The following is a 7,805-nucleotide window of genomic DNA, read 5'->3' as shown; positions in this document are numbered from 1 at the left end:
TTCCCATGCCGAACACGGAAGTTAAGCACTTGAACGCCGAAAGTAGTTGGGGGCTTCCCCCTGTGAGGATAGGACGTTGCCAGGCAATTGAAAAAGACCGATCTGCATCTTGCAGGTCGGTCCTTTTTCTCTTTAACAGACAGGCAATTCGCTACTCATTGTCTGCTAGGACAAAGTCGATAGGAAGGAAAAAAGAAAAAGATTACTATGTTGTCTACATGCTGAATCAAGCTGACAGCTGCTTAATTAAAAGCAAAAAGAGCATTTTCTGAGTTATTTCAAGAAAATATTTAAATAAAATTAATGAATTCCTTGTAATTCACGAAACGACATGTTATATTAATATCTGTCGAAACGTTATATCATCGCGGGGTGGAGCAGTCTGGTAGCTCGTTGGGCTCATAACCCAAAGGTCGTTGGTTCAAATCCAGCCCCCGCAACCAATTTTTAAATAATTCAAATCCGAAACGTTTATCGTCGCGGGGTGGAGCAGTCTGGTAGCTCGTTGGGCTCATAACCCAAAGGTCGTTGGTTCAAATCCAGCCCCCGCAACCAATTTTAAACTTAACTTCAACTTTACTACGAAACGTTCAGCGTTTCGTATTTTTTTTTGTCTTTTTTGTTCGGTACAATAGATACAATAGAGAAAGATGACAAGAGGAGGGACGCAGGATGATAGAACTTGAAATGGCAAATCTAGAAGAGACGACGGCTCTCGCAGTAACACTCGGACACCGTGCCTTCGCGGGGATGGTCATTACATTAGATGGCGATCTTGGAGCGGGAAAAACAGCGTTTACGCAAGGTTTCGCAAAAGGACTTGGTGTGACGCGTAATGTCAACAGTCCGACCTTTACAATCATGAAGGTCTATAATGGTCGTTTGCCGTTATACCATATGGATGTCTACCGTCTAGAGGGATCGGGTGACGACATTGGTCTTGAAGAATACTTGAACGGCGACGGGGTCGCAGTCGTTGAGTGGTCAGAGTTGATTGCAGACGTCTTGCCTCCGGAACGGCTCGTCATCACAATCGAACGGACAGGAGACCATGCACGACGTTTCCGTCTTCAGCCAATCGGTGAGGCGTACATTAAGATATGTGAGGGATTAAGCTTATGAAAATCGTAGCGATCGATACATCAACAAAACAACTTTCTGTTGCGCTGTCGGACGGAACACAAATCATTGCGGAAGCATCGTATGTGACGTCCTTGAACCATGCAACGAAGTTAATGCCGTTACTCGAACGATTGATGCAAGAAGCGAACTGGTCACCTAAAGAATTAACACGCATCGTCGTCGCAGATGGTCCGGGTTCGTATACGGGACTGAGAATCGGAGCGACGACGGCCAAAACACTTGCCTATACACTTGGCATCGAACTGGTTGCCGTCTCGACGCTCGAGCTGATGGCAGCATCAACAGGACGGACGGGACGGGTCGTCGCGATTCAAGATGCACGCCGCGGAACGGGCTTTGTTGGTATGTACGAAAACGGTGAGCGCGTTGGCGACGAACAACACACGACAGTCGCTGACTTTGTTGCGACGTTACCGACAGATACGTTGATGACAGGTGATACGGAAAAATTCGTTAAAGCGCTGCAACCGTTTGAAATCGTTGGGCCTGCGTTTCGGACGCCACGCGCAGGTGTATTGGCTTTACTAGGCGCGACACGTGTCCCGGTCGATGTGCATGCATTTGAACCACGCTATTTACGCCTTGCCGAGGCAGAAGCGAAGTGGATTGAGGCGCAACGTCATGACTGACGCGCGTATTCGTAAAATGACAGTCGCCGATGCACCCGGTGTGCATGCGGTCGAACTGGAGTCTTTTGCGACACCTTGGACGCTCACAGCCTTCATCGCGGAAATGACGCAAAATCCGAATGCCTATTACCTTGTCGCAGAAACGGACGAAATCATTGGCTTTGCCGGACTTTGGCATATCGCGGATGAAGGTCATATCACGAACGTCGCTGTGAAACGTACGGCACGTGGGCTCGGGCTTGGTGAAGGGTTGCTAGAGGAATTGATTGAAGTCGCACGGGAACTCGGTCTGCGGGCAATGACGCTTGAAGTCCGCGTCTCGAATACACCGGCACGTACCTTGTATGAAAAACTCGGTTTTTTATATGCCGGAACACGCAAACGTTACTATCAAGACAATAATGAAGATGCAGCCATCTACTGGTTGGAACTAGAAGGAGACGAGACATGACACAACCATTGATACTTGCTATTGAATCAAGCTGTGATGAGACGGCAGCTGCCGTCGTCCGGGGAGGAACGGACGTCTTATCGAACGTCGTCTCGTCTCAAATCGAGAGCCATAAACGCTTTGGCGGAGTCGTCCCGGAAGTCGCATCACGTCATCACGTCGAGCGGATCACTTATGTCATCGATGATGCTTTGACGGAAGCGAACGTAACGATTGACGACATCGATGCGATTGCGGTTACGGAAGGGCCAGGTCTTGTCGGTGCACTTCTCGTTGGGGTCAGTGCAGCGAAGGCACTCGCTTTCGCGCACGGTAAACCATTGCTCGGCGTCCATCATATCGCCGGACACATCTATGCGAACCGCCTCGTCCAGGAACTCGAATTTCCGCTCGTCTGCCTGATTGCTTCAGGCGGTCATACGGAATTGATTTATATGCCGGAAGATGGTGTGTATGAAGTGATTGGTGAAACACGTGATGACGCAGCAGGCGAGGCATACGACAAAGTCGCACGGACATTGAAATTACCGTATCCCGGTGGACCCCGGATTGACCAATTGGCACAAACAGGACAAGACACATTCCACTTCCCACGGATTTGGCTCGAAAAAGATTCGTATGATTTTAGCTTCAGCGGCTTAAAATCGTCTGTCATCAATGCGGTGCATAATGCAGAGCAACGGGGTGAAGTGATCATCCCGGAAGATTTGGCAGCAAGTTTTCAAGCGAGTGTCGTCGAAGTGCTCGTCGCTAAATCGATTCGTGCCGTCAAAGAGAAGGGTGGAAAACAACTCTTACTCGCAGGTGGTGTCGCGGCGAACAAAGGGTTACGCCACGGATTGACGGAAGCTTGTCAGCGTGAAGGGATCACCCTCGTCATCCCACCGATGCACTTATGTGGCGATAACGCAGCGATGATCGGAGCCGCCGCGATTCATCCCTATCGGGCGCAACGCCAATCGACACTTGCCATGAATGCAGAACCTGGGCTAGATTTAAAGTAAGGAATACGAGAGACATGGGGGAACCAACATGAAAAAAGTCATTATCGTCGTACTTGGTATACTCGTCGTGGTTGCGATCGGACTACAGATTCGCGAAATCGTCGATGCCTATCAAGTCGCTTACAAAGAGGAACTTGTCCCGGATAAGAAAGCAGTCGAAACGAATACGAAACAAGAACCGTTGTACGAAATCGGTCGTGCTGAAGGAGAGCAAACGCGGATCGAGAAGCTGTATGCGTTTGACCGGACGGTAAACGGTGAACTAAAAAATGTCGTTCTCGTCGACCGGAAGTACGGATTGACGAACAAGGCAAGTGACGATTACTTCACGATCGCACCGGGGAAACCGGCGACCGATGCGGAAAAGGAATCCTTCCAGCCGATGGTCGACCGTCTTGACGCGGAGCAAGTACAAGCAGAAGTCATCTCAAAGCACGAAGTAGTCGCAGTCGAGAACAATAAGAAACGCACATTGACGCTCTATAAAGTTTTTTATAAAGATACAGATCAAAAAGAGTACCTCTTCTTCATCGAAAAAGACGGTGGACTGAAGCTAGATCTCTTTAAAAAAGGATATTCGCGTCTTGCGAATTACTAAAAAACAGCCGATTTTCCTCGATGTAACGGAGGAGTATCGGCTGTCTTTTTAATTAACTTCATTTCCATTCGAGCAAACCGTTCAAGTCGTCATAGATGCTGTCGGGGTCGAGGTTCAGTTCTTCGACCGGTAAGCCGGACCGGTTGATCCAGGCCGTCCGGAAACCGAAGCTCTTCGCTCCGGTGATGTCCCATCCGTTCGAGGACATGAACAAGACTTCCTCGCGTTTCAGACCGAGTGTGTTCAGCGCATGCATATAAGCAGCAGGCGTCGGTTTGTATTGTTTGATGTCATCAACGCTGATGATGTGATCAAACAGTGATCCGAGTCCGGACTGTTCGATTAACGGGTCAAGCATATCGTGGGAGCCGTTTGAAAAGACGGCCAATTGTTTGCCGCTCATCTCTTGTAAGACTGCTTCGACTTCGTCGTAATGCGACAGCTCGAGATAGGCCTCCATTAAGGCAGCAATGTTTTCTTCCGTCACATGCAACTTCAATTGTAAGAGGGCATAACGGAGTGCATCACGCGTCACTTGACTGAACGGAACGTATTGTCCATTCAGTTGACGTAAAAAGGAATATTCAAGTTGTTTTTGACGCCAGACTTGGCTGATGTCTGCGCCATGCTCCGGATAGAGTTCTTCTGCTTTGACTTTAACAGCATGAACGTCAAATAATGTACCATAGACATCAAAGACGAGTGCTTTTATTGATTGTGTCATAGTTATCACCTTTCTATTTTCCATGTTATCTTTTAGTAGTTCCCAAAATCGTGAGCGGCTGAAACGCATATTCAATAAATTGCATTAGGTATAAGAAAATCGATTGTTGGGAATTCTATATATACCGCGTTCATATATGCTCAATGAAATGGAGGAAATTATGTCACGCCAACAAAAAGGAGTACGTCTTGCATTCGTGTTACTCGTCATCATCGGTCTGATTTGGTTCAGTCGATCGTATTTAAATGTTAGTCCGACAGACATCAAGGAATGGATTTTATCGTTCGGGATGTGGGCACCGATTCTTTATATCGTCCTCTATACCGTACGTCCGTTGATTTTCTTTCCGGCGTCTGTCCTGTCAATCACAGGCGGACTCGCCTTCGGCGCCTTGATGGGGACGGTCTATACCGTCATCGGTGCTACACTAGGAGCAGTCGTCGCCTTCTTAGTCGCAAAAAAACTGGGTAAGGGATTTATTAAGAACGGTGCCGGAAAAGTCGATCAAATCCAGCAACAGCTCGAGAAGAATGGGTTCATCTATGTCTTAATTTTTCGGTTGTTGCCGATTTTTAATTTTGACTTGATCAGTTACGCAGCTGGACTCTCGAAAGTTCGTTTATTGCCGTTCTTCTTAGCTACGCTGATCGGAATCATTCCCGGAACGTTCGCCTATAACTTTTTAGGGAGCAGTATCGTCTCGAAAGACCCACGAATCATCATTGGTGCAATCATTGTCTTTTTAATTTTGACAATCGTGCCGTGGTATCTTCAAAAACGCTGGAAAGCGAAAAAGAATCTTGGTTAAGCATTACATCACGGGACTCTTCCGACATCGGAAGAGTCCTCTTGTCTGTATAGCGATTGCTTCTTGAATGCGTTCTTTGTTAAAGCGTTAGTTCATGACAAGCTGTTCGACGTGCTTGAAAAATTCTTGTGCAAATGACCGGCAAGCCTGTTGTTTGTCGGCCGTATCCGGGTCAAATTCAATCTTTAGACCAGGTAAGACGACTTGTGCACCAGCTGACGTCAGAGCTTGTTCAAGCAGATCGACGGCCGCACAATATTTCGGATAATCGCGGTCACCGGAACCAAAGGCAGCAGCCGGAATCGCGATTGAACTGGCAGCGAGCTCATCGACGAAGTCTTCTGCTTCATAGGGGAGATCACCGTCGCCCCACGTGTAAGAACCAAGCAGGACGGCATCATACTGCGCTAAGTCGCTTGGATATAGTTGATCGAGTTCTTCCGTCTGCACCTGGCAGCCGTTTTGCTCGAGTTCTGATTTAAGTAAGTGCATGATGTCTTCCGTGTTGCCAGACATGCTGACGAAACCAATCATGATTTTCATGACGTGACACATCCTTTCATGGTAGGACACGACTTCATTCTAAATGAAAAGGATTCTCAATGCAAAAAAGAATAAAAAAAGACACCACATGCCCAGCATGGATGTCTTCTTTTCAGTCAATCTTGTAACTCAGCCCATTCTTCGATCGAACGAATTACAGGCTCAAGCTGACGACCTTTGTCTGTCAAACTGTATTGAATTTTTATCGGACGTTCCGGAATGACGGTCCGGGCTACGATACCTTCCGCCTCAAGTTCCTTCATGCGTTCCGTTAACATACGACCAGAGAGCTCGGGAATCGCATCTTGAATTTCATTGAAACGACAGGTCTTCGTCAAGAGATGACGTAAAATCAAACCCGTCCACTTCTTGCCCAATATTTCAAAGGCATGTTCGACTTTCGGACAAAGGGCCGTCGGAATTAGTGTATTCTCCATCAGCGCTCATCCTTTCTTATATATGTAGTATACCCACTTTGACGCTAAAATACGAATTATTTTACTTATAGTAATAAAAATAACGAAAACAAATCTATTTACTTTTAGTAAGTGATAGTTTAGTATCGATATTAAGTTACTAATAGTAATTAAAAAAACATTAAGTAAAAGGAGTTTTATACATGATGGATTTAGGATTATTTCTGATTCGGTTGATTATCGGCTTAACATTTGCGGCACACGGAACACAAAAATTATTTGGATGGTTCGGTGGACATGGTATCGCAGGGACAGGCGGTTGGTTTGAGTCCATCGGGATGAAGCCAGGGAAAACACTTGCACTGATGGCAGGGATTGCTGAACTGGTCGGAGGATTATTATTCGCCGGTGGATTATTCCTGTGGATTGCAGCCCTCCTGATCATCGGTTCGATGATCGTCGCAATCGTCAAAGTGCATGGGACGAATGGTTACTGGGTGACGCAAAACGGGTACGAATACAACATGGCACTGATCGTCATCGCCTTAGGCGTTGCGATGATCGGAGCTGGAGACTATTCACTCGCAGCACTTATCGGGTGATCGAAAAGGACGGTTTTTATGAAATTTGATGCAGCAGACTTAAGTCCAAAAGAAAACTATAAATTGTTGATCGGCAGCATCATTCCTCGACCCATCGCGTTCGTGACGACCAAAGGTGCAGATGGAGTCGTCAATGCGGCGCCATTTTCCTTTTTCACGGTCGCTTCAAGCAACCCGCCGCAACTGGTCATCGCCGTCCAGCAGACGGAGCAAGGGCAAAAGGATACCGCAAAAAACATCTTGCTGAATCAGGAATACGTCATCCATATCGTCAGTGAAGAAATCGTCGAGGCAGTCAATGAAACCGCGGCACCACTCGCATATGGTGAAAGTGAACTCGAACGGACGAATTTGACGTTAGTCGATAGTGATTTGATCGATGTTCCGGCTGTCGCAGAAGCGAAGATCCGCTTTGAATTGAAGCTGACGAATCATCTCGAACTCGAAGGGGCCAACCTCTTGATTGGGGAGATCGTCCGGTATCACGTCGCGGATGAACTCGTCGAGTCGTTCCGGATTGATCCGGATGGTTTAAAAGCGATCGCCCGTCTCGCAGGTAACGACTATGCGAAAGTCGGAGACATCTTTACGATTGCCCGACCGACGAGCTGAAGGCGGATCGACGAGTAGGACTAGTATTTTTTAGAAGCAAAAAGGCACGTCCCGAACGCGGGACGTGCCTTCAGCGTATAGCCAAACTCTTATAAATCACGAAAATTTTACATGAGGATGCTGTCAGTTCACGCTTCCCTGTCTCGCCTCGTCTTCAAAGCGGCAATCTTCCGCGCCGCTACAGCAGAGCTGCAGGGTCGCGACCGATTGCTTTTCGCTTTAAAAGCGATTCGAGACGGATTGCGCTCTAAACCGTCTGCAATCTAAAAAGCGTC

Annotated in this window: 12 protein-coding genes, 2 tRNA genes and 1 rRNA gene; 12 read left to right on the top strand and 3 right to left on the bottom strand. The window is 47.4% G+C overall.

What is annotated here, in order from left to right; all coding sequences use genetic code 11:
* From rrf to KNP94_RS13975, 8 genes are all read left to right on the top strand, one after another.
* Nucleotides 1-85: ribosomal RNA gene (rrf, locus tag KNP94_RS16205) — 5S ribosomal RNA — on the top strand; the annotation flags it as partial.
* 281 nt (nucleotides 86-366) lie between these two features.
* A tRNA-Met gene (locus KNP94_RS14005) sits at nucleotides 367-443 on the top strand.
* Nucleotides 444-478: 35 nt separating this feature from the next.
* Nucleotides 479-555 (top strand) — tRNA-Met (locus tag KNP94_RS14000).
* 117 nt (nucleotides 556-672) lie between these two features.
* Entirely contained in the window at nucleotides 673-1,122 is a 450-nt protein-coding gene (tsaE, locus tag KNP94_RS13995) for a tRNA (adenosine(37)-N6)-threonylcarbamoyltransferase complex ATPase subunit type 1 TsaE (RefSeq protein ID WP_088838055.1), read from the top strand.
* Complete coding sequence (tsaB, locus tag KNP94_RS13990) at nucleotides 1,119-1,772, top strand: tRNA (adenosine(37)-N6)-threonylcarbamoyltransferase complex dimerization subunit type 1 TsaB (RefSeq protein ID WP_214767870.1); 654 nt, start codon at nucleotides 1,119-1,121, stop codon at nucleotides 1,770-1,772. Before tsaE ends, tsaB begins: the two co-directional genes overlap by 4 nt.
* Nucleotides 1,765-2,223, top strand: a complete 459-nt coding sequence (gene rimI / locus KNP94_RS13985) for a ribosomal protein S18-alanine N-acetyltransferase (protein ID WP_029331901.1) — start codon at nucleotides 1,765-1,767, stop codon at nucleotides 2,221-2,223. The genes tsaB and rimI overlap by 8 nt, the downstream gene beginning before the upstream one ends.
* Nucleotides 2,220-3,227 (top strand): tRNA (adenosine(37)-N6)-threonylcarbamoyltransferase complex transferase subunit TsaD, encoded by a 1,008-nt coding sequence (gene tsaD / locus KNP94_RS13980; protein ID WP_214767867.1) that lies wholly within the window; start codon nucleotides 2,220-2,222, stop codon nucleotides 3,225-3,227. Before rimI ends, tsaD begins: the two co-directional genes overlap by 4 nt.
* A 28-nt stretch (nucleotides 3,228-3,255) precedes the next feature.
* Nucleotides 3,256-3,825 (top strand): hypothetical protein, encoded by a 570-nt coding sequence (locus KNP94_RS13975; RefSeq protein WP_214767864.1) that lies wholly within the window; start codon nucleotides 3,256-3,258, stop codon nucleotides 3,823-3,825.
* Nucleotides 3,826-3,883: 58 nt separating this feature from the next.
* Here KNP94_RS13975 and KNP94_RS13970 read toward each other — a convergent pair whose 3' ends face one another.
* Nucleotides 3,884-4,549, bottom strand: a complete 666-nt coding sequence (locus tag KNP94_RS13970; protein ID WP_088838048.1) for a haloacid dehalogenase type II — start codon at nucleotides 4,547-4,549, stop codon at nucleotides 3,884-3,886.
* Between the two features lie 160 nt (nucleotides 4,550-4,709).
* Between KNP94_RS13970 and KNP94_RS13965 the strand changes: the two genes are divergently transcribed.
* Entirely contained in the window at nucleotides 4,710-5,357 is a 648-nt protein-coding gene (locus KNP94_RS13965; protein ID WP_088838046.1) for a TVP38/TMEM64 family protein, read from the top strand.
* A gap of 87 nt (nucleotides 5,358-5,444) precedes the next feature.
* Here the strand turns inward: KNP94_RS13965 and KNP94_RS13960 are convergent, their stop codons facing one another.
* Together KNP94_RS13960 and KNP94_RS13955 are read right to left on the bottom strand one after the other, a co-directional pair.
* On the bottom strand, nucleotides 5,445-5,900 hold the full coding sequence (locus KNP94_RS13960; RefSeq protein ID WP_088838045.1) for a flavodoxin: 456 nt from the start codon (nucleotides 5,898-5,900) through the stop codon (nucleotides 5,445-5,447).
* Between the two features lie 116 nt (nucleotides 5,901-6,016).
* Complete coding sequence (locus tag KNP94_RS13955; protein ID WP_029331888.1) at nucleotides 6,017-6,337, bottom strand: winged helix-turn-helix transcriptional regulator; 321 nt, start codon at nucleotides 6,335-6,337, stop codon at nucleotides 6,017-6,019.
* 182 nt (nucleotides 6,338-6,519) lie between these two features.
* Between KNP94_RS13955 and KNP94_RS13950 the strand changes: the two genes are divergently transcribed.
* The 3 genes from KNP94_RS13950 to KNP94_RS13940 all read left to right on the top strand — a co-directional run bounded on the left by KNP94_RS13950 (nucleotide 6,520) and on the right by KNP94_RS13940 (nucleotide 7,797).
* Nucleotides 6,520-6,918: a DoxX family protein gene (locus KNP94_RS13950; protein WP_029331885.1), complete on the top strand. Its 399-nt coding sequence runs from the start codon at nucleotides 6,520-6,522 to the stop codon at nucleotides 6,916-6,918.
* An 18-nt stretch (nucleotides 6,919-6,936) separates the two neighbouring features.
* Entirely contained in the window at nucleotides 6,937-7,530 is a 594-nt protein-coding gene (locus KNP94_RS13945) for a flavin reductase family protein (RefSeq protein WP_088838043.1), read from the top strand.
* A 117-nt stretch (nucleotides 7,531-7,647) separates the two neighbouring features.
* The gene (locus KNP94_RS13940) at nucleotides 7,648-7,797 is read left to right on the top strand and encodes a hypothetical protein (RefSeq protein ID WP_214767857.1); all 150 of its coding nucleotides are present in this window, start codon (nucleotides 7,648-7,650) and stop codon (nucleotides 7,795-7,797) included.
* Nucleotides 7,798-7,805: the final 8 nt, after the last annotated feature.

Origin of the sequence: Exiguobacterium sp. s80 (assembly GCF_018618725.1) — a bacterium.
Classification (GTDB): domain Bacteria; phylum Bacillota; class Bacilli; order Exiguobacteriales; family Exiguobacteriaceae; genus Exiguobacterium_A; species Exiguobacterium_A oxidotolerans.
The sequence above is the reverse complement of the archived record's forward strand: the minus strand, read 5'-3'. Positions and strand labels throughout refer to the sequence as shown.